The sequence below is a fragment of the Synechococcus sp. OH30 genome (assembly GCF_047462175.1).
Lineage (GTDB): Bacteria > Cyanobacteriota > Cyanobacteriia > Thermostichales > Thermostichaceae > Thermostichus.
The window spans coordinates 123,290-146,368 of sequence record NZ_JANSIP010000007.1 but is presented as its reverse complement, the minus strand read 5'-3'; the positions used below and the strand labels follow the sequence as shown (position 1 = coordinate 146,368).

Below are 23,079 nucleotides of genomic sequence, written 5' to 3'. Positions count from 1 at the left end.
TGCCACTTAGACGACAAACTTTCCCTCCTGGTTTTGGGCTGCCTGCCAACTGCGGGCATCAAAATACAAATCTTCGAGCGTGGTTTCCTCCAACACTTGCTGCACCCGCTGGGCAATCCGCTCCCAGAGGGCCACTGTTACCCAGTCTACTGCCGCGCTGGCCCTTTCTTGAGGGGCTCTTGAGGGATCCCAAGACTCTCCCACCGCCGCCAAGATGGCGCTAATGGGGATTCGCCGCGGCGGCCGTGCCAGCCGATAGCCCCCTTGGGCCCCTCGCTGGGAGCAAACCAAACCGGCTTGGCGTAGCTCAATGAGCAGCTTTTCCAAGTAGGGGGCCGGGATCCCCTGGCGCTCGGCAATAGCCCGCACCGACGCCCTCTGGCCCTTGCTCAGCATCGCCAGATCCAGCAAAGCTCTGATGCTGTAGGTGGCTCGTGTCGTTAGGCGCACTGGCACTCTCTTCCTACTTTCCCACTCGATCCGCTTGCCAATAAAGCACGAGGGCGCTAAGGGGGCGAGTAGAGGTCAGCAGACCCGCAAGGAGCATCCCCCAGGAGTTCCAAGCCGAGCTTGCCAACAGCAGGCCCATAAGCAGAGCCGCTCCTCCCCCTTCTGCCCCTGCTGCCAAGAGCCAGGCCCAGTCCACTTTCCCCTGCCGAGTCAGCAGGATCCCTTGCAGCCCACCCACGCCAAGACCTACCAACAAGCCGCGCCAGGGATTGGCCATCGCTAGCAGGGCCCTTTGGAGCCAGGGATCGCTTGGATCAAAGACGGGGATTGCCCTCCCCCCCTGCAGAGGGAGGAGATCCGCCGCCAGCCAACCGAGAGCTGTGGCCAGCAGCGTCGCTAGCACCCACTGCCAGGAGACTCGTCGCCGCAACACTGCCCACTGCAGCAGTCCCAGGATTAGGCCGAGGCCGGCTCCAACCACCACCCCTTGGAGGGATCCCAAAGTAACCAGCAGCGGGGCCAAAGCCGCCAACCCTAGGTAGCCGCTGCCAGCCGCTGCCCCATTGGCCAACAGCCAAGCCAAGGCCAGCCCTTTGCCCAGCTGAGGTGAAGCTGCAGGAGGCAGGGGAGGTTTGGGGGGAAAACTAGCCTGTTCCTGAGCAAGCTGTTGCTCGACCTCGCGTAGCCCCTGTTCTGCCGCAGGATTGCCCGGTTCCAGCCGCAGCACCCCCTGATAGTCCATCTGGGCAAGACCCCAATGGCCCTGCCGCTGGTGAGCCAGGCCGCGGTAGAGATAGTAGCGGGCTTCGTTGGGAGCCCCCTGGATGAGGTCGTTGAGAAGGTGGACAGCCTTCTTGTACTCGCCTGCCTCAATCCAACGCACGGCTTGCCGCAGCTTTTCCTCCTCCGCCTCTAGGCTAGAAGTAGCCTGTTGGGGAGACGGGCTCTTGTTCCCGTAGACGGCCTGGAGCTCTTGGGCCAGCTCTTCCACGGTGGCCGGGCGAAGGGCAGGGTCTTTCTCCAAGCAGCGGAGCACCACCTTTTCCAGCGCCTCGGGGAGAGGGTAGGGTAGCGGGTGGTCGCGAAGGGGACGGGGCGGTTGAAAGTTGTGGACGTGGTACCAGCCCTGCAAGGTATCGGTAGCGGGCTCGAAGGGAAGCTTGCCAGTGAGTAACTCGTACAGCACCACCCCCAAGGAGTAGATGTCGGAGCGAGCATCCAGTTTTTCCCCTCGCATTTGCTCTGGGGAGGCATAGGCCATCGTGCCCAGAAAATACCCTGTTTGGGTTAGGCCGCGGGAGGACTCCCCCAGGAGCTTGGAAATGCCAAAGTCCAGGAGCTTGACCCGCTCTTTGCCATCGGGCCCTTTTTGCACGAAGATGTTGCTAGGCTTGATGTCACGGTGGATCACGCCGCAGATGGAGTGTTTGCCCAGATCCATGTGGAAGTTGTGGGCATGGTGCAAGGCTGAACAAATTTGCAAAGCCAAGTTCACCACTCGCTCAGGAGGTAAAGGGCCCTCTTGCGCCAGCACCTGGTCCAAGCCCTGGCCAGTGTAGGGTTTGGCGTTGAGGTACTCCATCACCAGGTAGGGCTGGTTTTGGTACAGGCCGTAGGAGCGCACCTGCACAATGTTGGGGTGCTCCCCCAAGAGAGCGCTTACCCTCGCCTCGGCCAGGAAGCGCTGCTGCAGGTGTTGGTAGTACTCCGGCGCCATGCCCGGCGGTGGCGGGCGCAGCAACTTGACAGCCACCACTTCGTTGCCAAGCTGGGTATCCACTGCCTCGAACACATGGCCATACCCCCCTTCGCTGAGGTGTCGGAGTAGCCGGTAGCGGTTGCCGATGAGTTGTCCAATCAGTTGCTGGTTCATGGAGGAGGAAGGCCAGCTGCAGCCGACTCATCAGCGATTCTAGTCGGCTGGGCGCTGGTCTTGGACTTAGGCTGGCGCTAGGATTGGAGCATGGATCCTTCTTTCTCCCCCTTTTGGCGCGAGGTAACTGAGTTTGCCCTCCAGCTAACCGCACGGGTGGGAACTCAGCTCTTGGCCGACTTTGGCCAGGTGTGCTCCAGGGAAAAGGCAGACGGCAGCTTAGTGACCGCTTCCGACCACTGGGCTGATCAAACCTTTCAGGAGGCAATTGCCGCCGCCTACCCAGATCACGGCTACTTGAGCGAGGAGTCAAACCACATCTTCCCCGAGAAAGAGTGGTGCTGGGTGGTGGATCCCCTAGATGGCACCACCAATTTTGCCCACGGGATCCCCATCTGGGGTAGCTCGCTGGCGTTGTTGCACTGGGGCCTGCCCGTGTTTGGCTGTGTCCATTTGCCGCCTATCCGTCAGACTTTTTACGGCTACTGGCCCCAGTTTCCCGGGGATGCCGCAGCCGGGGCTTTCCTAGCCCGCCACGACCGGGATCCTGCTTGTCCTCAACCCATCCGCCCCAGCCTTGCTCCACCCGGCCCCAACCAACTGTTTAATTTTTGCTCCCGCAGCGGCCATTGGATTAGCCCGCAATTTCCCTGCAAGGCGCGCATGCTAGGGGGTACTGCCTACAACTTGCTCTCGGTGGCTAGCGGCAGCCTTCTGGGCGCGGTGGAGCGCTCGCCGAAGATCTGGGATGTGGCGGCAGTGTGGGCTATTGCCAAAGGGGCGGGCGCAGTGTGGGAGCCTCTTGGCCCTACTGACCCAGATCCCGGCCAGCCTTTGAGGGGGGGCAAGGACTATGGCCAGCTGGCCTATCCGACGCTCTTGGTAGCTCAGGCAAAGTGGGTGCCGCTGTTTCGCAGCTTTATCTGCCTGTAGGCCGCATAAACTGCCTGCACGTTGTACCAGTTGAGGAAGAAAACCCGACACAGCTCCAGGGCCAGTTGAGAACGCCCCCGCTGGATTAGCCAGCGCAGCAGGGGTTCTAGTCGCTTTTCGTTCAACCAGCCCCCTAGCGACAGCAAGCCCCAGAGGATTTGGTGCAGGGGTGTTAGCTGGATCATGAACCGCACCGCCCAGGTGGGGTGCTTTTGGTAGAAAAGGATCCCCATGCGGCCCCGCTGTCGTTCCCGCTCAATGAGGGCCGGGAGTTGCTGCAGCTCAAAGGGGGGGTGCCAGTGGTAGCCGGTGGCCTGGGGGCACCTGACCAAGCGCAAGCCCAGGCGCTTGAGGCGTACCCCCAGCTCCAGGTCTTCCCAGCCGTAGAGGTGGAACCGCTCGTCAAAGGGGCCGGCGGGGGTTTCACAAGCCTGCTCCAGCCAGTGGCGGGCGATAGCCACATTGCCGGTGGCAAAAAAAGCGGCGGAAAAGTCAGTGGGCTTGAAAGGCTCGGAGCGAGGATCCTGGAAGTTGCAGGTGTTAATTACCCGCCCGTAGGTAAAGACTTTGGCCTCCTGCGGGGCCTTGGGATCGCCCGTTACGCCGTGCTGCCGCAGCATCCGGGCATGGGCGGCCAGGAAGTGATCCACCACCACAAGGTCACTGTCGATAAAGACAATGATAGATCCCTGGGCATGGCGAAACCCCAGGTTGCGAGCGGCGGCAGGGCCACGGTGCTCTTGGCACAAGAGTTTCAGCGGCGGCAAGCCCGGGGGCTGGCTCCGCAGCCATTCCACCGTCCCATCGGTGGAGCCGTCATCCACTACCACCACCTCGTAGCCGTCGTAGGGGCCAGGCTGCTGTTGGGCCAAGGCCCGCAAACACTGCTGCAGGATGGGAAGGCGGTTGTAGGTGGGAATGATGACGCTGATGTACACCGAGGATCCCTAGCGCTGCAGCCAATGGTAGCGTTTTAGAGGCTTTTGAAAAGCAGCCAGTCATGGTCTAGTTATAGAGCCTTTGGGTTGGAGGAGAGGGTGAAACTTGGGAGCCGGCGCCTGCTGGGATCCCTCATGGCTGTGCTGCTGCTCCTGCTGCTCAAGGCCTGCGGGGGCAAGGGGGGGTTCTCTTCCGTAGGCGTCTTTCCCCCTTCTCCTCCAGCTGTGCCTTCGCCGCTGGCTACCCCTGTTTCCCAGTTCACCCTTGACGTTCGCTTTCCCGACAACAGCCTCACTCCCAGGCAGCAAGCCATTGTCCGCAGCGCAGCCTTGAGGTGGCAGGAGATCATTGTCGGGGATCAGCCGGATCTGGGGCCCACCAATATCCAAGCCGGCGAGTGTGCCGCAGGGTTTCCCAGCACAGCGCTCAATTTTCCCATCGACGATCTGCTAGTGGAGGTGCGGGCAAGAGACCTGGGCAACGAGCGGATTTTGGGGGGAGCAGCTCCCTGTTTTGTGCGGGCCTCCAATGGCCTGCCTTTCTACTCTGTGGTTGTGTTCAACAGCCAAAACCTCTCGGCTTTGGAAGAGCGGGGGGATCTGCCCATCACCGCCCTGCACGAGCTGGGCCATGCCCTTGGCTTTTTGCCCAGCGTCTGGAATCCCAAGGGGCTGACGCTGGGCTTGGTGGGGCCGGAGCAGCCGACGCCACCGGGCTATGACCCCCGCTTTATCGGCCCGCGGGCAGTTGAGGCTTTCACCACGCTAGGAGGCAATGCCCCCTCTGTTCCTTTGGAGAACCAGTTTGGGGAGGGATCCCGCGATTCCCACTGGCGGGAGAGCGTCTTGGGCCGCGAGCTGATGACCAGCCGCCTCGACCGGGGCGGGCCCAATCCTTTGAGCATCCTTACGGTGGGAGCAATGGCGGATATGGGCTACGCGGTGAACCCGGCGGCAGCCGATGGCTTTGAGCTGGGGCGCAGCCGGCCTCTCTTGGAACCCCTGGAGCTGCAGGAGCTGGAGTTGGCCCTACCGCTGCGGCGCTTTGACGCTGCAGGGGGCGAGGTGGGGGATCCCTCCTGAGCATATTTACCCATAGCCAAGGGGCCTGTTGCTCACAATAATGGGTGCTAAGTTGCTTTTCGCAATTGGCTATGGGCATTCTCAAAAAGCTGTTTGGCGGCCTATTTTCCTTCTTTGGCATTCTCTTCGGCGGCTTGGTGGACTTTATTACCGGGCCTTTCCGCCCGGCACCTACCCAATCCGCTCCAACCCAGTCGGCAACCCCTGCTAAGGCTACGCCTGCCAAGCCCAAGGTAGTGGTCGAGAAGCCATTTGTGCCCAACGAGATCCCGCCGCCACGTCCCAACCGCCGCCCTGGCCCGGCTTTGGATCCGTTCCGCGCCATGGCCCAAGAGATCCTGTCGGCGCGGGCCTAGCCTGTCTTGTGTTGGGGAAGAGCCCGTAAGATGGAGATGGCCCTGTATCCTGGAGACTGCTCCCTATGTCGGATCTTGCTTCCTCAGAACAGAAACGGCTAAAGCAGCTGGAGAGCGAGCTGGAGCAGGCGGCCGCGGCCTTTGGGGATCTGGGAGCATCGACTTCGCCGCAGAGGAAAAACGTCGCTTGGACGTGGTGGCGCCCACTGCTGACGGTTTTGGCCATTTTGGGCTGTATTCTGCTGGTGGGGCTAGTCTTCCGGGTGTTCGCCACGGTCTTCCGGTGGGCGGTGGTGGCAGGGCTGGGCTACCTGCTCTATGTCTGGGTAGTGGCGCCACGGCTGGGCCTTCCCAGCGGAGCAAGGCCAAAGGCAGAAGCCAGGGATCTGGACAGCTTTTGATGGGCAGGGATCCCTGGCGGGCCTACGCCTACCTGGCGGCAGCTATCTTGGGCTGGGCCACGGCGGCCAGTGCCTTTAAGTTGGGGTTGCAGCACCTCTCGCCGACGGTCTTGCTGATTTTTTCGGCGTGTAGCTCCTGCCTGATCTTGGGGATGGTTCTGGTGGTAACAGGGCGGGCGCCTCTTATTGCCCAACAGAAGGGATCCCAGATTGGCCTGTCGGCGCTGCAGGGGCTGCTCAACCCGTTTGGCTACTACGGGGTGCTCTTCCAAGCCTATGATCGCCTCTCGGCCCAGGCGGCGCTGGCTTTAAATTACACCTGGCCGCTGCTGCTGGCTCTCTTGGCGGTGCCGCTGTTGGGGGAGCGCCTGCGCGGGCGGCTGCTGCTGGCCTTGGGGACGAGCCTAGTGGGGGTGGTGCTGGTGGCTACAGGCGGATCCTGGGGCACGCTGCAGGTGGAGGATCCCTGGGGAGTGGGGCTGGCGGTGGGCAGCGCCGCTATTTGGGCCCTCTACTGGCTACTCAATGTGCGGGATGGGCGGGATGCCGTGCTGAAGCTGTTCCTGGGGTTTGTCTTCGGCAGCGGCTATTGCCTGGCGCTGTTGCCCTTTCAGGAGCTGAGGTGGACCCTAGCAGGGCTGGGCTGGGCGGCCTACATTGGCTTGGCGGAGATGGGCCTGACTTTTGTGTTCTGGCTGCGGGCGCTGGAGCTGGCGGACGAGCGCGGATCCCTGGCCAATTGGGTCTATGTCACGCCATTCCTGTCGCTGGGGCTGATTGCGGTGCTGTTGCAGGAGCCGATCGCGCCAGGATCGGTGCTGGGCCTGGGCCTCATCTTGGCCAGCAACCTCTGGGGATCCCGGCGGGAAAAGTCTCAGTCTCAGCCTGTGCTTTCCTAGGGCTATGGCGGTGAATCCAGTTCCTCTGTATGTGGCAGCTACGGCCCATGGGTTTGGGCACGTCACTCGCCTGGCGGCGGTGGTCAACGCTTTGCGGCGGCGGGAGCCGCAGATCCTGCCCATTTGGGTGACGCCGGCCCCCGCTTGGCTGCTGGAGCGCTACGGGGAAGGGAAGTTTCTCCACCGGCCGCGGGCCTTGGATGTGGGGGTCGTGCAGCCGGATGGCCTGCAGGCAGATCTGCCGGCGACGTTAGCGGCCCTGCGGGCGTTCCAAGCGGGGTCTGCCGACCTCATCCAAGAAGAGGCGGAGTTCATCCGCCGCCAGGGGGTGCCGTTGCTGCTGGGGGATGTGCCGCCGCTTGCTGCTGCTATTGCCGAGGCTGCCGGGATCCCCTGCTGGATGGCCAGTAACTTCGGCTGGGACTTTATCTATCAAGAGTACGGCCCCCAGTTTCAGCCCTTTGTAAGCTGGATCCGCGAGCTGTACGGGCGCTGCCAGCGGCTGTTTCGCCTGCCCTTTGCTGAGCCTATGGGCGCCTTTCCCCACCAGGAACCCGTGGGGTTGACGGGGTCGGATCCCCGCTACTTGGCTGAGGAGGTGGCTGAGCGCCTAGGACTGGAGCGGGAGCGGCCCACGGTTTTGTTAACCTTTGGCGGGCTAGGGCTGCAGGGCTTGCCCTATGAGCGGCTTTTGGATTTTCCCGACTGGCAGTTTCTCACCTTCGACCCCAAGGCTCCCCCTTTGCCCAACCTGCAGGTTTTGGACGGGCAGAGGTGGCGCCCGGTGGATGTCATGCCCCTCTGCCGCTGGGTGGTGTCCAAGCCGGGCTATGGCACCCTAGCGGAGGCGCTGCGCTGTGGGATCCCCATGGCCTGTGTCAACCGTTCCGGCTTTGCGGAGTCGCCCCTCTTGGTGGAGGGATTGCGGCGCTACGGTTGGCATCGTATCCTCTCGCCGGAAGAGTTCTTTGCGGGATCCTGGGACTTCTTGCGGGATCCCCCTCACCCCCCCCAGGGGGCAGAAGAGCTGGATCGGGGGGGCAACGAGGCCATTGCGGACGCCATCGCGGCGTTCCTGAGGCAGTAGCATAGGGAGGGATCCCATGGCCGGCAGCACAACCGAGTCTTTGCGGCAACTCTACGAGGAACTGCCCTATCCCAACGTGCCCATTGAGGCCTCGGGCCGCAGCGCCATCGGCAGCCTGTACCGCCTGAGCTGGACGACGGCCCAATATGCCCGTACCCGCGCCATCCTGCCCAGCGAGGGGATTGCTATTCTCAATGTTGGCTGTGGCTCCGGCTGGGAGACCCTGCTCTTGGCGGAGGCCAACCCTGGGGCGCGGCTGGTGGCCTGCGACCTCTCACCGGCGTCGGTGCAGACAACGGAGCGGCGCCTGCGCTACCACGGCTTTGGGGAGGTGGAGCTGCATGTCCTCAACCTGTTGGAGATTGAACAACTGGGGCAGCAGTTTGACTTCATCAGCCTCAACGACGTGCTCTATCTGCTTGAGGATCCCGTGGCGGGCTTGAAAGCGCTTAAGCGGGTGCTCAAGCCGGACGGGATCCTACGGGCCAACCTACACCACGCCTACCAGCGGCAGGTGATCTTCCGCCTACAGGAGGCGTTCCGGCTGCTGGGCCTGTTTGAGCTGCCCACCCCCGAAGCCTGCCGGCGGGTGCGGGAGTTCATGGCCAGCCTGGCTTCCGACGAGCTGCGGGCCGCCCTGCACTGGGATCCCAAGATCTACAGCGACGACACCAACATCCGCGCCAACTACCTCTTGCCCGGCGACAAAGGGTTTTTGATCCCGGATCTCCTGCGCCTGCTTCAAGAGGCGGAGCTGGGCTTGGTTTGCCTAGTGGATTACGCCGACTGGGATCCGACGCTACTCTTCAAAGACAGGGCCCTGCCGGCCTGGCTGCAGGCGGAGCTGGACAAGCTTTCCCCTGCCGAGCAAAACCACTTCTACGAGCTAATTTGCCCCAACCACCGCCTAATCGACTTTTGGGCGGAGCACCCCGGCTCTTCCCTGGTCTTGCCCTGGAGCGACGCCGACTGGCTGGGGGGCAGGGTGCAGCTCAACCCCATCCTGACAGACAACGCCGAGTTTCGCCACAACTTTGCCCAGGCCCACGACAAGAAGCTGGAGTTTACCATGAATTGGCCGGGGGCCAGCCGCGGGCGCCTGATCATACCAGCCCCCCAAATGGCCTGGCTGGGATCCCTATTGCAGGGGCCAGTGGCGGTGGCTAGCCTAATTGAGCAGGCGGCCCGCGCCAACCAGCTAGAGCTAGAAGCGGCCCAGGAGCAGGTGCTCACCTACCTGGCGGGGCTGGAGTCGTTTCTGTTTGTGATGTTGGATCCAACACCGCTTTCTCCTCCCCCGGACAAGTCAATACCTGCTGCCAAGTAACAATTGCCAGCTAGCCCCAGGGATCGTCATCGAAGGGGCTCTCCTGCCAATAGCCACCTGGCGGGGGGGGAGGAGAGGGTTGCGGGGGGGGTGGTGGATAGCCAAGAGGGGTAGAGGGCGGCGGCGGCGGGACGGGAGTTGGCTTTTCCATATCCTCAAGCCGCGGCAGGTCAGCCGGTTTGGGCTCAACCCCAAGGCTCCTCAGCTTGGCCTGGGCTTCCTGGATCTGGGCGTTTAGCTCTTCCAAGTAGGCACGGTAGTGGTTGGCGGCCTCTAGGTACTGCTGGGCTTTGCGTTCGTTGTCTTTGATCACAGCTTCCAGCTCTTTATTGCGGACAGTGTAGTCGGCCTCCTGGTTAGTAAGGTTTTCAATAGCCTGGTTGAGCACGGCCCGCCGCCGCTCCAGTTGCGCAACAATTTCCGACAGTTGTCGTTCCCGCTCACTGAGGCTGCGCTCGCGGTTTTGGGTTTGCTCCAGTTGCAAGGCAACTTGGCTTAGTTGCTCCCGCAGGTACATCACCTGGGGCTCAATCTCGTTGCGCTCCTGCTGCAACTCAAAGACCCGCGCCTCCAAGTTCTCTTTTTCCTGCTGCAGCACTTCGCGCTCGTTCAGGAGACGGGTATAGAGCTGGTTGAGGAAGTCCACCTCCATCACCACCTGGCTGAGCTGGGTGGCGTATTCCCCAACCATAGCCAACTCCCGCGCCAGGTTTTGGGTTTCACTGGTGGCTTGGTCGCTAAAAAAGTGGGGCAGTTGGGTAGTTTCTCTGAGGCGTTGGGCAAATTGTTTAAAGCGGAAGGAAAAGTTGCTTGCCATTGCTGGTGCGCTAGCCTCGCAGGTCGGGAGAAAGGGGATAACCGGCTCCCCTCCAATCTAACATCGAGCTGCGGCCTCTTTGGGGCAGAAATCCGTCCCCAAAGCTGGCCTGAGGGAAGGCCGTGCTCTAGGGGGTGGCCGTCTCGGCTGGGGAAGCTGGCTCTGGGCCAGTTTCTGCTTTATGGCTGGGTTGGAACCCCGGCGTGGTGACGCGGCGCAGCAGCCGCTGCAGCAACAGGTTGTGGCGATCACCAAAGAGGGAAAAGCGGCTTTCAATCGCTTCAGCAGGGAGGGGATCGATCTGGGCCAGCTCCAGGTCGCTCAAGAAAAGAACCCGCACCACGGCAAGAGGGATCTGCAAAAACACATTGGCCCCCCAAAAGCCGAAGGCGGCAATGACTAGACCAGCCAGCCGGCTGCCGCCACCGGGGGTAAGGGGGGTAAAGAGGGGAGCCAAGTCATAAAGACGCTCCAAGACTTCCAGCAGCAGGAACGCCGCCAACACCGCTAAGACCTTGTGTTCGGGGCTGAGGAAAGCGGCCAAGAGGCGGCGCTGCTCAGGAGAGAGCTCCTTGGGAGGAAGGGCAACCACCCCCAGGCTAAAGATGTAGAAGGGCCGGCGCCACTGCATAGCAAATACTGGTCCAATACCTGCCACGGCCACCGCCGCCTGCTCCACTCCCACCGGCAGGAGGGGATCTCCCGTGGCCAACCCAATGACGGTTAGCCCCATCCACACGGGAAAGAGGAGGATCCCCGCAGCATGGATCCAGAGGAATGGCTCCTGCCAATGGCTACGCATGGAAAACCGAGCTAGCGACGGGATTTGTCCACCACTTCCAGTTCCGTGAGGCGGAAGGTTACCAATTTATCCCAGTTGCCGCCCTCAAAGAGGACAGCAGCGTGGTCGTCGGTAACCCGCTGCACTTGTCCTTCAAAAAGGTAGTAGGTGTCGTTGGGATTGATGACCCGCACAGCCACCCCGGGGTAGATGGGGGGCAGGTCTTGGAGAAGAGATGGAGTTGCAGTCATGGTTGTTACCGGTGGGGAAGCCCTACCCTATCATTATGGGGGAAAGGCCCTCTCTTGCCGAGCCTTTCTCTGGCAAAGCAGACCCCAGAGAATTTCTACCGACGCAAAGTCTTTCCCATCCCAGGTTTGGCACGTGCTGGTAATAGGGACGGCGGGCCGTGGCCCTCAGCGCGGCCACTTACTCCATCGGCAGGGATCCCAGCAACGCTATTGTCATCCATTCGGCAGCTGTTTCCCGGCAACATGCACTGCTGTTGCGGCTACCGCACAAGGACGGGCAGTATACCTACCGGCTGCTGGACGGCAATCTTGAGGGCAAGCGCAGCACCAACGGCATCTCAGTGAACGGGCAGAGATGTCTGAGCTGGGATCTCAAGGACGGAGATCCTGTTGGGGGATCAGGTGCGGCTGCAATACTATGTTCGCCGCTCCTGCGATGCCGATTTTCAGCAGTGTCTCCAGGCTGTGGGCTTCCGCAGCGTTAAGGCAGAGGTGGTGGATCGACGCTCAACCACAATACAGCGGTTCGACCCGCCGTCAGTGCAAGTGATGGCGCCACAAGCGGAGACGAAGGACAGGATCCGAGATGGGAAACCACGTCGGCGCAACCCTCTGCGGCTGCTGGTACAGGCTATCTGGCGGCAACTGAGGGGTTGATTAACCCTCAGGAATACCCACCCGTCCTGAGTCTGGGGGAGCGAGCTCTGGGGCACTGGCAGCGTCTTTGCGGTTTGGCTCCGTGGCCTCCGCCTGGAGTTCCAAGAGGGAGGGAGATGTGTTGTCCCCGCCCACCAGCACCCCCCGCAACCAGAGGGGAGCGATGAAGGTGGTGGCAATCACCATGACGATGATGCTGACGTCGAGAGCCTCAGAGAGAACGCCGCTGGCCGCTCCCACGCCGGCAAACACCAGGCCCACTTCGCCGCGGGGAATCATGCCCACGCCGACAGCATAACGGCTAATGCCCGGCTTGCCAAACGCCCCCAGGCCAGCGGCCAGCTTGCCAAAAATGGCAACGCTAACCAAGAAGACGGCAATGATCAACCCCTCCCGGTTAGCAGGGATGGCGGGGTTAAGGACAGCGAGGTTGGTTTTGGCCCCAACACAGACGAAGAAGATGGGCACCAGCAGGTCGGAAACGGGTTTGATCTGTTCTTCTAGCGCCTGTCGCTTGTCGGTTTCCCCCAAAATTAGGCCGGCGGCAAAAGCGCCCAAAATCGCCTCCAGGTGGATCACCTGCCCCACGTAGGCCAACAGGAAAGCCAACACCAGAGCGGGCAAAAGGGGGTTGCCGCGGGTTCTCAGGTGGTTGAGAAGGGCCACAAAGTAGGGGCTGAGGAGGCGCCCCAAGACAATGGAGCCGACCAGAAAGACGACGGCGCTGACGATGATGAGGCCAGCATTGGCAACGTCAACCTCTCCGGTTTTGGCTAAGCCCGCCACCACAGCCAAGATGATGATGCCCAACACGTCGTCCAGGACGGCGGCGCCAATGATGACCTGGCCTTCGGGGGAGGTGAGTTTTTGTAGCTCGGCCAAGACGCGGGCGGTGATGCCAATGCTGGTTGCCGTCAGAGCCGCCCCGGCAAAGATGGCAGGGATGGTGGGCACGTGAAAGAGATAGAGCAGGCCCAGGGTTCCCGCCGCAAAGGGGACAGCAACCCCAATGACGGCCACGGCCGCTGCCTGCGGGCCAACCCGCAGCAGTTCTCCCAGATCCGACTCGAGGCCAATCTCAAATAGGAGAATGACCACCCCAATCTCGGCGAGGACGTCGAGGATCTCGACCTGGGAGGCAAACACCGACCCAAGGGATCCCTCGTCGAGGCCGGCAGTCACTTGCAGCAGTTGCATCAAGGCGGAGGAGTGGGCCAAGCTAGGCAGCGTCTCGGGGGAGACTGGCCCTTCTGGAAAGACCAGCAGCCCCAGGCCAGAGCCGCCCACCAGGACACCCCCCAGCAACTCTCCCAGCACCGGGGGGAAGCTGAGGCGAATGGCAATTTCTCCGGCGATGCGGCTGGCCAAGTAGATGACCACCAACGCCAGTAGCACCGCCACCAAGATCAGGGGAGAGAGGTTGTCTTCCACTGGCGGCTCAACGGAAGCAGCGGCTTCGACAGCCAGCAACACAGGATCTAGGCAATTCAACAGCAAGATCTCACCCTCAGATGGACAGCTTTTCGTCTAACCCGGCCTAACCAGAGCGGCAGAAAAGCTTGGGTTGCCATCTCTGGGGTCGCTCTGCCGGAAAACTGTTACAAAACCTAACCTCCCGCGCAATCCCCTGGCAACGCCCATGTGGGCACTCTTTCCCTTTGCCTATTTTCCCTGCCCCTGTTCCGCAGGGGGCGGCAGGGGCCAATTCCAAGAGAAACCCCTTGCGATTGAGCTAAGCCCCACCGATGAGCTACTACATCCCCCCCACCTTCCTCAAGGTTGAAAAATCATCTCCCTTTGTCCGACGTGCCAGTTCCGCTTATCTTGGGCATCCACGGGCGTAAGGGTGAGGGCAAGACCTTCCAATGCAACCTAATTTTCGAGCGCATGAAGGTCTATGCCGTTCATGTCTCCGGCGGCGAGTTGGAAAGCCCCGATGCCGGCGATCCGGCTCGCATGATTCGCCTGCGCTACCGGGAGGCCGCCGAGCCCATCCGCAAATTTGGCCAGATGGCCGTGCTGATAATCAATGACCTGGATGCTGGTGCTGGCCGCCTGAACACCATGACCCAGTACACCGTCAACACGCAACTGGTCAGCGCCACCTTGATGAACATTGCCGACAACCCCACCAACGTGCAGCTTCCCGGCAGCTACGATCCCAAGCCCCTGCTGCGGGTGCCCATCATCGCCACCGGTAACGACTTTTCCACCCTCTATGCCCCCCTCATCCGCGATGGGCGCATGCGCAAGTTCTATTGGGAACCGCATTCACATTGTCCACGGCATTTTTCAGGCCGACGGGCTGTCGCTGGAGGAAGTCGAGCGCCTGGTGGACACTTTTCCCGAACAGGCCATCGACTTTTTCGGCGCCCTGCGCGCCCAACTTTACGACGAGCAGGTATGGAAGTCGGCCTAGAAGGGATTGCCTTTCGCCTGCTCAAAAGCAAAGAAGGCGCCCCCCACTTTCCGCCGCCGCGATGATCCAGGCCGGCCACCAGCTCAAAGCCGAGCAACAACAGGTAGAAGCCCGCCGCCTCTCCGAAGAATACCTTGGCCTCAAGCGCTCCTCCTCCCAGGAGGCGCCCCCCGCTTCCCCGCCCCGCCATTCCCTCCTCCTGCGGCTGCTCACTCACTCGAGCCTGCCCCCGTTTCCCTCAGCCCAGACGTGCAGGCCCACATTCGCCAGATCCTGGCGCAAGGATACGAGATCCAGGTGGAGCACGCGGATCCGCGCCGCTACGGAGTGTGGAGTTGCCCACCTAAAAGAATGGGCCGCTGCCTGTCAGGCTGTCGAGCAGTGCCTCAGCCGTTTTCCCAAGGACTACATCCGGCTGGTGAGCGTAGATCCGGTGAAAAAACAACGGCGGGTCGTCCATAACCCACCCCAAGTTGGAGAACGCGGCGGTGCCAAAGCAAAATGGCAGAATGAGAGAGCCCCTCTCTTGCCGTTGCCTGGCAATCTTCTCCGGATTATGCTGTTGTTGCGTCTTTTCCTGGTGGTCTTGTGCGTGGCTTTAACAGGCTGGTTGTCTCCTCCCGCCAGCGCCCTCCTCAACGACGACCGCTACGACGGCAACATCTTTGCCCTCTACGGCTCCAACGGCGGCATGGTTCCGCCGCGCGTCTCCCTCAAGCAGGCAAAAGAACAAGGGATCCCGGCCCTCCTCGTGTACTACATCGACGACAGCAGCGATTGCAAAAAGTACGCTGCCACCCTAGCCAGCTTGCAGGTTCGCTATGGCCGGGCAGTCTATTTCATTCCTTATTCAGTGGATTCCCTTTTGCCAGGGGACGAGCGCGGCCAGTACTACAGCGGCCGAGTTCCCCAAACCCTTCTTTTTGACTCCCAGGGCAAGCTTGTCTATCAGTCCATCGGCAACCGTCCCATCACGGAAGTGGAAAACGCCATCCGCGCTCTCTTCCACCTGGATCCTCTTCCCCCAGGGGTGATCCAAGCTAAGCCCTTCAACGAAATTCAGACCGGATTTTCTCGCTTGCCCGCCACTGCAGCTAAGCCACAGCCGTGACCGCTCCCCCCGCTTCCCCAGATCCGCTTGAGGATCTGCAAGCCAAGCTCCAGACCTTGCAAGCACGGCTAGCCGACCTGCGCGAGCTGGAGCGCCTGTCCCAGCTTTCCCCTGACCAATGGGCCGAGCTGCAGGCGGAAGTCAGCCAATTGGAACAACGCCTGCAAGCCTATCTACTAGAAGTGTTTAACCCCGTTCCCGCCACCTTTTGGCAGGTGGTGCGCTTTGGCGGCCTGGGCTTGCTCCTTGGCATTGCCCTGCAGCGCTGGGTACTGGGCTAGCCCGCCTCTTCCTTTGCAAGCTAGTGCAGCTCCCGCTCTTGGGATTGCCACCAACACTTGAGAGGCCAGTACAAAGCCGGTGCCCACAGGCTACTTAAAATGGCCGATGTAAGGACATTGCGTTGATGGTTCCACCAGATGCTCTCCAGGGAGCGGGGGCCAGTGCTCTCTGCCAAGGAGCTGGCCAATCCGTCCCCTCCAGCCCCCGCCGGCGCAAAGACACTTAGCCACATCCATTGCAGCGCCATTAGCGTTTCGGCGATCACCACCATGCCAAAGACAATCAGAGCTATGGAGATAAAGTCCTCTTGCACATAGCGCTGTTTCTGCAACCTGGCCGCGAGGATCCCAACCACGGCTAGCCCCAGAGCATGGGTAGGATAAGGGTTAGTGAGGGCGTCCTGCAGGAACCCTAGGGTGATCCCGGCAACAGCCCCCTGCCAAGCTTTGCGCCGCACACTCCAGCACACCACCCAAATCAAGGGCCAATCGGGAGTCAGGCCCGCCAGCTCTAAGCCCGGCCCCCGCCACCAAGGAGCCACCGCTGCCAACAGCCCCGATAGAACGGTAACCAGCCAGTTGAGGTAGGGCTTAAGATTGGGAAGCCGCAGGTTGAACATAGGGGTAGACCAAGGCCCATTCCAGAAAACCTAGCGGCGCCGATAGTTCAACTGTAGCCTGGGGAGCAGGGCTAGCATCCAAGTTAACGGCTCGAACCGTTCCCACGACAATCCCCGGTGGGTAGAGGCTGCTCAGGCCTGAGGTGACCACTACATCACCCACCTCTACTTGGGGATTCTTATCAAAGAAGTCCAAAATGGCCTCCTGGCTGCCCGTGCCCCGCAGGATTCCCATCTGCCGGCTGCGGCTTAGCATCACCCCAACTCGACTGGTGGGATCGCTAATAAGCAGCACGCGACTGCTGTTAGGGGTTACCGCCTCAACCCGCCCAATCAATCCTCCTGGCGCCACAACCACGTCCCCTACCTTGACCCCTTGCTGGCTGCCGCGGTCAAGAGTCAGCTGCTGCCACCAGTGATCGGCACTGCGGCCCACCACCGCCGCTGGGATCCTCACCTGGGGGGGCCCTTGCTGAGCAAGCTGCAGCAGTCGCCTTAGCTCGCGGTTTTGGTGCTGCAGCTCGACTATTAGGGCCTGCAGCTCACGGCTAGCAGCCTGCCTGAGCACCTCCTCGGGATCTACCGCTGGACGGGCCAGGGCCGTAAGCCGAGTGTACAATTCCACCAACAGAGATCCCTTCGTTTGGCGCAGGCCTACGGCCGCCCCTATGGCCAAAGCAGACAGGAGCAGCCCCCAACCCTTGCGCCTCCACCATTGGCGTAGCTGACCCAAGCTTTACCCCTCTCGACCCTCGACTCCCACCCACCGTAGACCTGACGGAGGGCTGCCAGCAGGGATCCCCAGGAACCCTGCTAGGCTTTGAAACTAGCGCTCAACACTCGGCCCAAGGTTTTGAAGTCCTCCAAAACTCTCCCTGTGCCAAGCACCACGCAACTGAGGGGATCTGGGGCAACGTGAACCATGATCCCGGTTTCGTGGCTAATGAGAGCGTCCAGACCCTTGAGCAGGGCTCCGCCTCCAGCCAGCATGATGCCACGGTCAATGATGTCAGCGGCCAACTCCGGCGGCGTGCGCTCCAGGGTACGCTTGATGGCCTCTACAATGACCGAGAGGGGCTCGGCCATGCTCTCGCGGATCTCAGTGCTTTTTACCGTCACGGTACGCGGCAGGCCAGAGAGAAGATGCAGCCCCCGCACTTCCATGCTCAGCTCTTCTTTGGTGGGGTAGGCAGAGCCAATTTGAATTTTGATCTCTTCAGCGGTGCGCTCTCCAATGGTGAGGTTGTGGACTTTTTTCATGTACTGAATGATGGCTTCGCTTAGCTCATCTCCTGCCACGCGCACCGATTCGCTCAGCACGATCCCCTGCAGACTGAGGACAGCCACCTCGGTCGTGCCGCCGCCAATGTCGACAATCATGTTTCCTACGGGCTCCTGCACCGGTAGGCCCGCTCCAATTGCCGCTGCCACCGGCTCATCCACCAAGTACACTTCCCGCGACCCTGCTTGCAGAGCCGCCTCCATTACCGCCCGCCGCTCCACGCCAGTCACCCCACTGGGGATCCCAATGACAATGCGCGGCGCAATCAAGTAATGGCCTCCGTGCACCCGCTGGATGAAGTGCTTGAGCATCATCTCTGCCGTGTCAAAGTCGGCTATCACGCCGTCCCGCAGGGGGCGCACAGCAATGATGTTGCTGGGGGTGCGGCCCAGCATCTTTTTGGCCTCTTCCCCCACTGCCAGCAGCTGCTTGGTGTTTTGGTCAATGGCCACCACCGAGGGCTCTTGCAGGACAATGCCACGCCCGGCCACGTAGACCAGCGTGTTGGCTGTGCCCAAATCAATGCCCATGTCACGGGAAAAGCGGCTAAGTAGCCCCAGCACGGTAGGTTGCTCCGGTTGCTTTGTGAAGAAGCAGCACGTCTTGCTACCTACTATATCCAATCCTAGAAGAGAATCTCCTCCAGACCCCGGGGAGAAGCCAAACTGCAACTAGGAGCAAGAGGAGCCAGTTGCTATGGAGATCGCCGCAGCTTTGCTCAGTTTGGCCACCCCCAACTTACCTCGCTTGTTGCGCTTTTATCAAGCCCTCCTGGGGAGCCCACCCCAGCTCCAGATTCCCCCTCAGGGAGAGCCCGTGTATGTGGAGTTTCGACTGCCAGGACTGCGACTGGGCCTCTACCACGACCGGAAGCTAGAGTTAGCAGCCCAAGGGGGGGCAGCCAGCCTCTGCCTGCAGGTGCAAGATCTTACTGGATACCTGGGATCCCTCGCGGCCTTGTTGGCCGAGCACCAGATTTCTCCCTCCCCTCTGCGCCAGGCTTTTCACGGCCAAGAGGTGGAGTTGCGGGATCCCGATGGCAATCGCATCGTGCTGCACCAGCCTTCGGCCCCTTTCTGGGAGGCACTGGCCTTAAGCCCCCTCCAACAAGACTCCCTATCCTAGGATCAGGGATCAGGTAGCGCCTGCAGGGAGTCTAGCCTCTGGTGGAAAATAGCCCCCCTCCGCAAGAGGGGGGGAGCTATGAGGAGCCCGGCAACTGCTTCCTAGACTACGATGGTCTTCTTCACCTGAGCCGACAGAGCGCCGGAGGCGTACTTAGCCGCCATCTCGTCCAAGGTAACGACGGGAATTTTGGTGCCGTGGCCAGCGCAGCCGAAGGCAATGTAGCGCTCAGCGCATACTTTCTGCATTTCCTTGATGGAAGGTTTGAGGAAAGAGCGGGGATCAAAGTCTTTCGGATTCTCGGCCAGGGCGCGGCGTACTGCAGCCGTAATGGCCAGGCGGTTGTCGGTGTCGATGTTAATTTTGCGCACCCCGTTTTTGATGGCTCGCTGGATTTCTTCGATGGGCACACCGTAGGTTTCGGGGATGGAGCCGCCGTACTGGTTAATGATGTCAATGAGTTCTTTGGGGACCGAGGAGGAGCCGTGCATCACCAGGTGGGTATTCGGCAGACGGCGGTGAATTTCAGCAATGCGATCGATGTCCAGAATGTCCCCTGTGGGCCGGCGGGAGAACTTGTAAGCGCCATGGCTGGTGCCGATGGCTACAGCCAGCGCATCCACCTGGGTTTGCTCGACAAAGTCCACCGCCTGATCCGGGTCGGTGAGCAGTTGGTCACGGCTGAGGGCCCCTTCGGCGCCGTGGCCGTCTTCCGCCTCACCGCGGCCCGTCTCCAGGGATCCCAGGCAGCCCAGTTCCCCTTCCACCGTCACGCCAACAGCGTGGGCCACCTTCACCACCTCAGCGGTGACTGCTACGTTGTACTCGTAGCTAGCCGGGGTTTTCGCATCTTCTTTGAGGGAGCCATCCATCATCACACTGGTGAAGCCGTTGCGGATGGCGGAGTAGCAGGTGGCGGGGCTGTTGCCGTGGTCTTGGTGCATGGCCACGGGGATGTGAGGATAGGTTTCCACCGCCGCCAGGATTAGGTGGCGCAAAAAGTGCTCGCCCGCATACTTGCGCGCCCCTCGAGAGGCTTGCAGGATGACCGGACTGTTGGTTTCATGGGCAGCTTGCATGATTGCTTGGATCTGCTCCATGTTGTTGACGTTGAAAGCTGGAATGCCGTAGTCGTACTCAGCGGCATGATCCAGCAAGATCCGCATGGGAACAAGAGCCATCGCTTACCTCCTGAGGTGGTGACTGGATGCGTTTGAGGTTCACTTACTGTTAATCCTAAGGTATCTTTTACATTCTGCGGGACAGGATCCTAAGATTTGGGGATCTTGCTGCAGAATCCCTGCTCCCCTTGGCTCCAATGTCCACGCTTAAACGCAGCAGGCAGGCTGAGAGCTCCAGATACACTAGGAGTACTGCTTGCTTTTGTTTGTCCGGAGGCCTGAGAAAGTGCACCGCAAGCTGTGGCCGGTCTGGGGCGCCAAGCAAAGCCAAGATCGCTCCAGAGGGGAGCGAAGGAGACGGCGTTTGGCTCAAGGGATAGGCTGGGCCATAACCTGCTGGTCAGTGGGCCTTTCCGCCGCAGCTTGGGGGATCCCTGGGCAAGCACCAAATCAGGTGGCTGCCTGGATAAAAGACAACCCGGTGCTGCGGCCCCGTCCGGGCGAGACGCTCAGCATCCACCGGGTGGAGCCGGATGGATCCCGGTTTACCTTTTTGGCCTCGGTGGCTCCCCCGGGACGGATCATCAACCCGCTGGATCGGGAGACCATTCGCTCGGAACGGATGACCTTTTTCCGCCCGCAAGGGCTAACGGCAGAAGATCTCTTTCGGGCCATTCGCGAGGTCTATGGACCGGAGATTGCCACCGATTTGGACCAGGCAGTGGAGGTCATCCGCTACCCGGCTCCTGGAGCCCTGGCGGGTAATCCCGGCTACAGCCTTGCCTTGGCTACCCAAGGCGTGGTGCTGCGGGGAAAGCAATTGGTGTATTGGCTGGAGCTGACGCAAAACCCCGATGGCCGCGTGCAGCAAGGTCAGGTGTGGGTGTTCCAAGAAGAATGGCTTCCTAAGGTGGAAGAGGAGCTAAGACAGCGCTTCCCCGTGCAGCTCAAGGCCCGCTGAGACCCTCTCCAGCCCGCCTATGCCTGCTGGAGCAGCCGCTGGGCCATACTGGCGGCCAGGGGTTAGGAGAACGGCGGTGGCCTGGCTGGGTGGCCTGACGTTGTTTACGAGCGCTTTCTGCCTTTTTTGGGGACAGTTGTTGCTGGGCAAGTTGCTGCTGCCCCTGTGGGGGGGATCCCCCCTGGTGTGGAATACCTGCCTGGTCTTTTTCCAGCTTGCTTTGCTGCTGGGCTACCTGTGGGCAGACCGGCTGGGGCGAGGGCTCGATCCCGGCCTGGGCCTGCTGCTGCACGGGGGCCTATTGCTGGTGGGGCTGAAGTTTTTGTCCTTTGAGTTCGGGATCCCTGGCCAACGGGAAGGGGCCTCCCCCTCCCTAGCCCTTTTGGCGGACTTGACGGCGAGGGTGGGAGTGCCGCTGGTTCTTCTGTCGGGGACGACGCCGTTGCTGCAGCGGGCGCTGGGAGGGGTGAAAAGGGATCCCTACCAGCTCTACGTGGCCAGCAATGCCGGCAGCCTAGCGGGGCTTCTGGGCTATCCGCTGCTTTTGGAGCCACGGTTGTCTTTGTCAGGACAAACCCACCTGTGGACGGGATCCTACGCCCTGGTGGCGGCGCTGGTGCTGCTGGGTGGGGTGGGGCTGCTCCTGCAAGGGCGGGGGGTGGCTTTCCTACGACCCGCTCCTGCTCTGGGGGATCCCAGGGACGTCGGCAGGACGGAGATCTGGCCCCTCTGCTGGCGGGAGGGTTGCCGCTGGGCCGGCTGGGCCTTTTTGCCGGCGGGTCTGTTGGTGTCAGTCACCACCCTCTTGACCACCGAGGTGGCGGCGGTGCCCTTGCTGTGGGCTCTCCCCCTGAGCATTTATCTGGTGACCTTTATGCTGGCCTTCGGCGGCCTCCACCCCAATGAGTTGGCTTTGGGGACAACGGCTCTGCTGGCCTGTGGGGCAGTGGGGGCACAGGTCTTGGGCTGGGTGAGGCCTTGGTTTTGGGTGTTGCCGCTGCACCTAGGGGCTTTTGCCCTGGTGAGCTGGGCCTGCCATAGCCAGTTGGCTCGCTGTCGCCCGCCGGCTCAGCAGTTGACGCAGTTTTACCTGTGGCTGGCCTTGGGGGGGAGCTTAGGAGGGCTGTTTGCCGCTTTGCTGGCGCCGCAGGTGTTTGAGTCGGTGCTGGAGTATCCGCTTCTCTTGGGCCTAGCACTGGCAGCCTTGGCAGCTCAGGGGGGACGGTTGGGCCTAGGGCTGGGGCTGGTGTTGCTCCTGCCCCTATTGCTGTTGCGCTTTCATCTCCAGGGGCTCCTTCACGCTGGCGCAGCCGTAGGCCTGGGCCTGGGCTGGGCACTGCTGGCCCTGTTGGGAGAAAGCAAGAGGGGATGGCGGTACCGCCTAGGAGTAACCACGGGGTTGGTTTTGCTGCTGGGACAGCCTTGGCTGCCGCCGGGGCTGCAGGTGGTAGCCAGCGAGCGCAGTGTCTTTGGCCTTCACCGCCTTGTGGAATACCACACCGAGGCGGGCTCCTTCCGCAGCCTGCTCCACGGCACCACCCTGCACGGCAGCCAAAACCTAGATCCCCAGAAGGCCTTGGAGCCGCTCACCTATTTTTCCCGCCAGGGGCCGGTGGGTCAGGTGTTCCAGCAGTGGCGGGCGCAGCCGCGCTCTTCTCCAGCCCAGGTTGCGGTGTTGGGGCTGGGGATCGGCACCTTGGCCGCCTATGCCGAGCCGGGAGAGGAGTGGACGTTCTTTGAGCTGGATCCCACCGTGGCCGACTGGGCAGGCCGCTACTTTGCCTATCTCAATAGGGCCAGCCGGCGGGCGCAGGTGCGGGTGATCTTGGGCGATGCCCGCCTCCGCCTGCAAGGGATCCCAGAGGGCAGCTACGACCTGCTGGTGATGGATGCCTTCAGCTCTGACGCTGTGCCGGTGCATCTGCTCACCCAGGAGGCGTTAACCCTCTACCTCAGCAAGCTCAAGCCCCAGGGCTGGCTGCTTTTTAACATCACCAACCGCCACCTGGACTTGGCCCCTGTGTTGGCTGGCCTGGCCGGATCCCTGCGGCTCCAGGCTTGGCAGCGGGTCCACCGGGATCTCTCCCCTGACCAGCGACAAGCGGGGCTGGCCCCCTCCCACTGGGTGCTGATGGCCAAAAACCCTGCCGCCCCGCCGGGCTGGCAGCCCCTGCTGCCCCAACCCGGAGATCCGCTCTGGCGAGATGATTTTTCCAACCTGTTGCAGGTGATCCGCTGGCCCCAGATCCCCACTCCGGAGCAAGAATCTCCAATGCGGAATTAGTATGAGTTAAGATTGTTTGAAA

At 61.6% G+C, this 23,079-nt stretch carries 26 protein-coding genes and 1 pseudogene; 16 read left to right on the top strand and 11 right to left on the bottom strand.

Annotated elements, in window-relative coordinates; genetic code table 11:
• Positions 1-6: 6 nt before the first annotated feature.
• Together NW830_RS09395 and NW830_RS09390 are read right to left on the bottom strand one after the other, a co-directional pair.
• On the bottom strand, positions 7-450 hold the full coding sequence (locus NW830_RS09395) for an RrF2 family transcriptional regulator (RefSeq protein WP_414362060.1): 444 nt from the start codon (positions 448-450) through the stop codon (positions 7-9).
• Positions 451-463: 13 nt separating this feature from the next.
• On the bottom strand, positions 464-2,323 hold the full coding sequence (locus NW830_RS09390; protein ID WP_414361832.1) for a protein kinase domain-containing protein: 1,860 nt from the start codon (positions 2,321-2,323) through the stop codon (positions 464-466).
• 90 nt (positions 2,324-2,413) lie between these two features.
• Between NW830_RS09390 and NW830_RS09385 the strand changes: the two genes are divergently transcribed.
• Positions 2,414-3,256: an inositol monophosphatase family protein gene (locus NW830_RS09385; protein ID WP_414361834.1), complete on the top strand. Its 843-nt coding sequence runs from the start codon at positions 2,414-2,416 to the stop codon at positions 3,254-3,256.
• Here NW830_RS09385 and NW830_RS09380 read toward each other — a convergent pair.
• Positions 3,211-4,194 (bottom strand): glycosyltransferase family 2 protein, encoded by a 984-nt coding sequence (locus NW830_RS09380; RefSeq protein ID WP_414361837.1) that lies wholly within the window; start codon positions 4,192-4,194, stop codon positions 3,211-3,213. The two genes, NW830_RS09385 and NW830_RS09380, sit on opposite strands and share 46 nt — an antisense overlap.
• A 99-nt stretch (positions 4,195-4,293) precedes the next feature.
• On the opposite strand from NW830_RS09380, the gene NW830_RS09375 reads away from it, so the two are divergent.
• The 6 genes from NW830_RS09375 (at position 4,294) to NW830_RS09350 (ending at position 9,347) form a co-directional block, all read left to right on the top strand.
• Positions 4,294-5,277 carry a leishmanolysin-related zinc metalloendopeptidase gene (locus NW830_RS09375; protein WP_414361839.1) on the top strand — a complete coding sequence of 328 codons (984 nt, stop codon included), beginning with the start codon at positions 4,294-4,296 and terminating at the stop codon, positions 5,275-5,277.
• Between the two features lie 71 nt (positions 5,278-5,348).
• On the top strand, positions 5,349-5,633 hold the full coding sequence (locus tag NW830_RS09370; RefSeq protein ID WP_414361841.1) for a hypothetical protein: 285 nt from the start codon (positions 5,349-5,351) through the stop codon (positions 5,631-5,633).
• A 65-nt stretch (positions 5,634-5,698) separates the two neighbouring features.
• Complete coding sequence (locus tag NW830_RS09365; protein ID WP_414361843.1) at positions 5,699-6,034, top strand: DUF3040 domain-containing protein; 336 nt, start codon at positions 5,699-5,701, stop codon at positions 6,032-6,034.
• Positions 6,034-6,933: a DMT family transporter gene (locus NW830_RS09360; RefSeq protein WP_414361846.1), complete on the top strand. Its 900-nt coding sequence runs from the start codon at positions 6,034-6,036 to the stop codon at positions 6,931-6,933. Before NW830_RS09365 ends, NW830_RS09360 begins: the two co-directional genes overlap by 1 nt.
• Positions 6,934-6,937: 4 nt before the next feature.
• Positions 6,938-8,020, top strand: a complete 1,083-nt coding sequence (locus tag NW830_RS09355) for a glycosyl transferase (RefSeq protein WP_414361849.1) — start codon at positions 6,938-6,940, stop codon at positions 8,018-8,020.
• Between the two features lie 16 nt (positions 8,021-8,036).
• Positions 8,037-9,347 carry a class I SAM-dependent methyltransferase gene (locus tag NW830_RS09350; protein ID WP_414361852.1) on the top strand — a complete coding sequence of 437 codons (1,311 nt, stop codon included), beginning with the start codon at positions 8,037-8,039 and terminating at the stop codon, positions 9,345-9,347.
• Between the two features lie 10 nt (positions 9,348-9,357).
• Here NW830_RS09350 and NW830_RS09345 read toward each other — a convergent pair whose 3' ends face one another.
• The 3 genes from NW830_RS09345 to NW830_RS09335 all read right to left on the bottom strand — a co-directional run bounded on the left by NW830_RS09345 (position 9,358) and on the right by NW830_RS09335 (position 11,196).
• The gene (locus NW830_RS09345) at positions 9,358-10,164 is read right to left on the bottom strand and encodes a hypothetical protein (RefSeq protein ID WP_414361854.1); all 807 of its coding nucleotides are present in this window, start codon (positions 10,162-10,164) and stop codon (positions 9,358-9,360) included.
• 127 nt (positions 10,165-10,291) lie between these two features.
• Positions 10,292-10,966, bottom strand: coding sequence for a low-complexity tail membrane protein (locus tag NW830_RS09340; protein WP_414361857.1), 675 nt, complete (start codon positions 10,964-10,966; stop codon positions 10,292-10,294).
• 11 nt (positions 10,967-10,977) lie between these two features.
• Positions 10,978-11,196 (bottom strand): NAD(P)H dehydrogenase subunit NdhS, encoded by a 219-nt coding sequence (locus tag NW830_RS09335; RefSeq protein ID WP_414361858.1) that lies wholly within the window; start codon positions 11,194-11,196, stop codon positions 10,978-10,980.
• A gap of 158 nt (positions 11,197-11,354) precedes the next feature.
• Here NW830_RS09335 and NW830_RS09330 point away from each other — a divergent pair, with 158 nt between their 5' ends.
• Positions 11,355-11,681 (top strand): FHA domain-containing protein, encoded by a 327-nt coding sequence (locus tag NW830_RS09330; protein ID WP_414361860.1) that lies wholly within the window; start codon positions 11,355-11,357, stop codon positions 11,679-11,681.
• Complete coding sequence (locus NW830_RS09325) at positions 11,599-11,853, top strand: hypothetical protein (RefSeq protein WP_414362079.1); 255 nt, start codon at positions 11,599-11,601, stop codon at positions 11,851-11,853. The genes NW830_RS09330 and NW830_RS09325 overlap by 83 nt, the downstream gene beginning before the upstream one ends.
• Here the strand turns inward: NW830_RS09325 and NW830_RS09320 are convergent, their stop codons facing one another.
• On the bottom strand, positions 11,854-13,326 hold the full coding sequence (locus tag NW830_RS09320) for a cation:proton antiporter (RefSeq protein WP_414361862.1): 1,473 nt from the start codon (positions 13,324-13,326) through the stop codon (positions 11,854-11,856).
• A gap of 414 nt (positions 13,327-13,740) precedes the next feature.
• On the opposite strand from NW830_RS09320, the pseudogene NW830_RS09315 reads away from it, so the two are divergent.
• The 4 genes and pseudogenes from NW830_RS09315 to NW830_RS09300 all read left to right on the top strand — a co-directional run.
• Positions 13,741-14,052, top strand: a pseudogene (locus NW830_RS09315) (ribulose 1,5-bisphosphate carboxylase); the annotation flags it as partial.
• A gap of 19 nt (positions 14,053-14,071) precedes the next feature.
• The gene (locus NW830_RS09310; RefSeq protein ID WP_414403373.1) at positions 14,072-14,272 is read left to right on the top strand and encodes a hypothetical protein; all 201 of its coding nucleotides are present in this window, start codon (positions 14,072-14,074) and stop codon (positions 14,270-14,272) included.
• A 61-nt stretch (positions 14,273-14,333) separates the two neighbouring features.
• Complete coding sequence (locus NW830_RS09305; protein WP_414361863.1) at positions 14,334-15,383, top strand: thylakoid membrane photosystem I accumulation factor; 1,050 nt, start codon at positions 14,334-14,336, stop codon at positions 15,381-15,383.
• Positions 15,380-15,664: a hypothetical protein gene (locus tag NW830_RS09300; protein ID WP_414361864.1), complete on the top strand. Its 285-nt coding sequence runs from the start codon at positions 15,380-15,382 to the stop codon at positions 15,662-15,664. The genes NW830_RS09305 and NW830_RS09300 overlap by 4 nt, the downstream gene beginning before the upstream one ends.
• Positions 15,665-15,684: 20 nt before the next feature.
• Here the strand turns inward: NW830_RS09300 and mreD are convergent, their stop codons facing one another.
• The 3 genes from mreD to NW830_RS09285 all read right to left on the bottom strand — a co-directional run bounded on the left by mreD (position 15,685) and on the right by NW830_RS09285 (position 18,126).
• Positions 15,685-16,284, bottom strand: coding sequence for a rod shape-determining protein MreD (mreD, locus tag NW830_RS09295; protein WP_414361866.1), 600 nt, complete (start codon positions 16,282-16,284; stop codon positions 15,685-15,687).
• A complete protein-coding gene (gene mreC / locus NW830_RS09290; protein WP_414404677.1) occupies positions 16,256-16,960 on the bottom strand; it encodes a rod shape-determining protein MreC in 705 nt (234 codons plus the stop codon). The genes mreD and mreC overlap by 29 nt, the downstream gene beginning before the upstream one ends.
• Positions 16,961-17,097: 137 nt before the next feature.
• Positions 17,098-18,126, bottom strand: a complete 1,029-nt coding sequence (locus NW830_RS09285) for a rod shape-determining protein (RefSeq protein WP_414362064.1) — start codon at positions 18,124-18,126, stop codon at positions 17,098-17,100.
• Positions 18,127-18,262: 136 nt separating this feature from the next.
• Here NW830_RS09285 and NW830_RS09280 point away from each other — a divergent pair, with 136 nt between their 5' ends.
• A complete protein-coding gene (locus NW830_RS09280) occupies positions 18,263-18,691 on the top strand; it encodes a VOC family protein (RefSeq protein WP_414361870.1) in 429 nt (142 codons plus the stop codon).
• A 101-nt stretch (positions 18,692-18,792) separates the two neighbouring features.
• Here the strand turns inward: NW830_RS09280 and fba are convergent, their stop codons facing one another.
• The gene (fba, locus tag NW830_RS09275) at positions 18,793-19,872 is read right to left on the bottom strand and encodes a class II fructose-bisphosphate aldolase (RefSeq protein WP_414361872.1); all 1,080 of its coding nucleotides are present in this window, start codon (positions 19,870-19,872) and stop codon (positions 18,793-18,795) included.
• 304 nt (positions 19,873-20,176) lie between these two features.
• On the opposite strand from fba, the gene NW830_RS09270 reads away from it, so the two are divergent.
• Positions 20,177-20,773 carry a hypothetical protein gene (locus tag NW830_RS09270; protein ID WP_414361874.1) on the top strand — a complete coding sequence of 199 codons (597 nt, stop codon included), beginning with the start codon at positions 20,177-20,179 and terminating at the stop codon, positions 20,771-20,773.
• A 19-nt stretch (positions 20,774-20,792) separates the two neighbouring features.
• Positions 20,793-23,057 carry a spermidine synthase gene (locus NW830_RS09265; protein ID WP_414361877.1) on the top strand — a complete coding sequence of 755 codons (2,265 nt, stop codon included), beginning with the start codon at positions 20,793-20,795 and terminating at the stop codon, positions 23,055-23,057.
• Positions 23,058-23,079 lie beyond the last annotated feature (22 nt).

Coding starts and splice junctions, on each gene's coding strand:
- NW830_RS09390 (WP_414361832.1), bottom strand. CDS start 2,323: ATGAACCAGCAACTGATTGGACAACTCATCGGCAACCGCTACCGGCTA.
- NW830_RS09385 (WP_414361834.1), top strand. CDS start 2,414: ATGGATCCTTCTTTCTCCCCCTTTTGGCGCGAGGTAACTGAGTTTGCC.
- NW830_RS09370 (WP_414361841.1), top strand. CDS start 5,349: ATGGGCATTCTCAAAAAGCTGTTTGGCGGCCTATTTTCCTTCTTTGGC.
- NW830_RS09365 (WP_414361843.1), top strand. CDS start 5,699: ATGTCGGATCTTGCTTCCTCAGAACAGAAACGGCTAAAGCAGCTGGAG.
- NW830_RS09360 (WP_414361846.1), top strand. CDS start 6,034: ATGGGCAGGGATCCCTGGCGGGCCTACGCCTACCTGGCGGCAGCTATC.
- NW830_RS09355 (WP_414361849.1), top strand. CDS start 6,938: ATGGCGGTGAATCCAGTTCCTCTGTATGTGGCAGCTACGGCCCATGGG.
- NW830_RS09350 (WP_414361852.1), top strand. CDS start 8,037: ATGGCCGGCAGCACAACCGAGTCTTTGCGGCAACTCTACGAGGAACTG.
- NW830_RS09345 (WP_414361854.1), bottom strand. CDS start 10,164: ATGGCAAGCAACTTTTCCTTCCGCTTTAAACAATTTGCCCAACGCCTC.
- NW830_RS09340 (WP_414361857.1), bottom strand. CDS start 10,966: ATGCGTAGCCATTGGCAGGAGCCATTCCTCTGGATCCATGCTGCGGGG.
- NW830_RS09335 (WP_414361858.1), bottom strand. CDS start 11,196: ATGACTGCAACTCCATCTCTTCTCCAAGACCTGCCCCCCATCTACCCC.
- NW830_RS09310 (WP_414403373.1), top strand. CDS start 14,072: ATGCCCCCCTCATCCGCGATGGGCGCATGCGCAAGTTCTATTGGGAAC.
- NW830_RS09305 (WP_414361863.1), top strand. CDS start 14,334: ATGATCCAGGCCGGCCACCAGCTCAAAGCCGAGCAACAACAGGTAGAA.
- mreD (WP_414361866.1), bottom strand. CDS start 16,284: ATGTTCAACCTGCGGCTTCCCAATCTTAAGCCCTACCTCAACTGGCTG.
- NW830_RS09280 (WP_414361870.1), top strand. CDS start 18,263: ATGGAGATCGCCGCAGCTTTGCTCAGTTTGGCCACCCCCAACTTACCT.
- fba (WP_414361872.1), bottom strand. CDS start 19,872: ATGGCTCTTGTTCCCATGCGGATCTTGCTGGATCATGCCGCTGAGTAC.
- NW830_RS09265 (WP_414361877.1), top strand. CDS start 20,793: ATGCCTGCTGGAGCAGCCGCTGGGCCATACTGGCGGCCAGGGGTTAGG.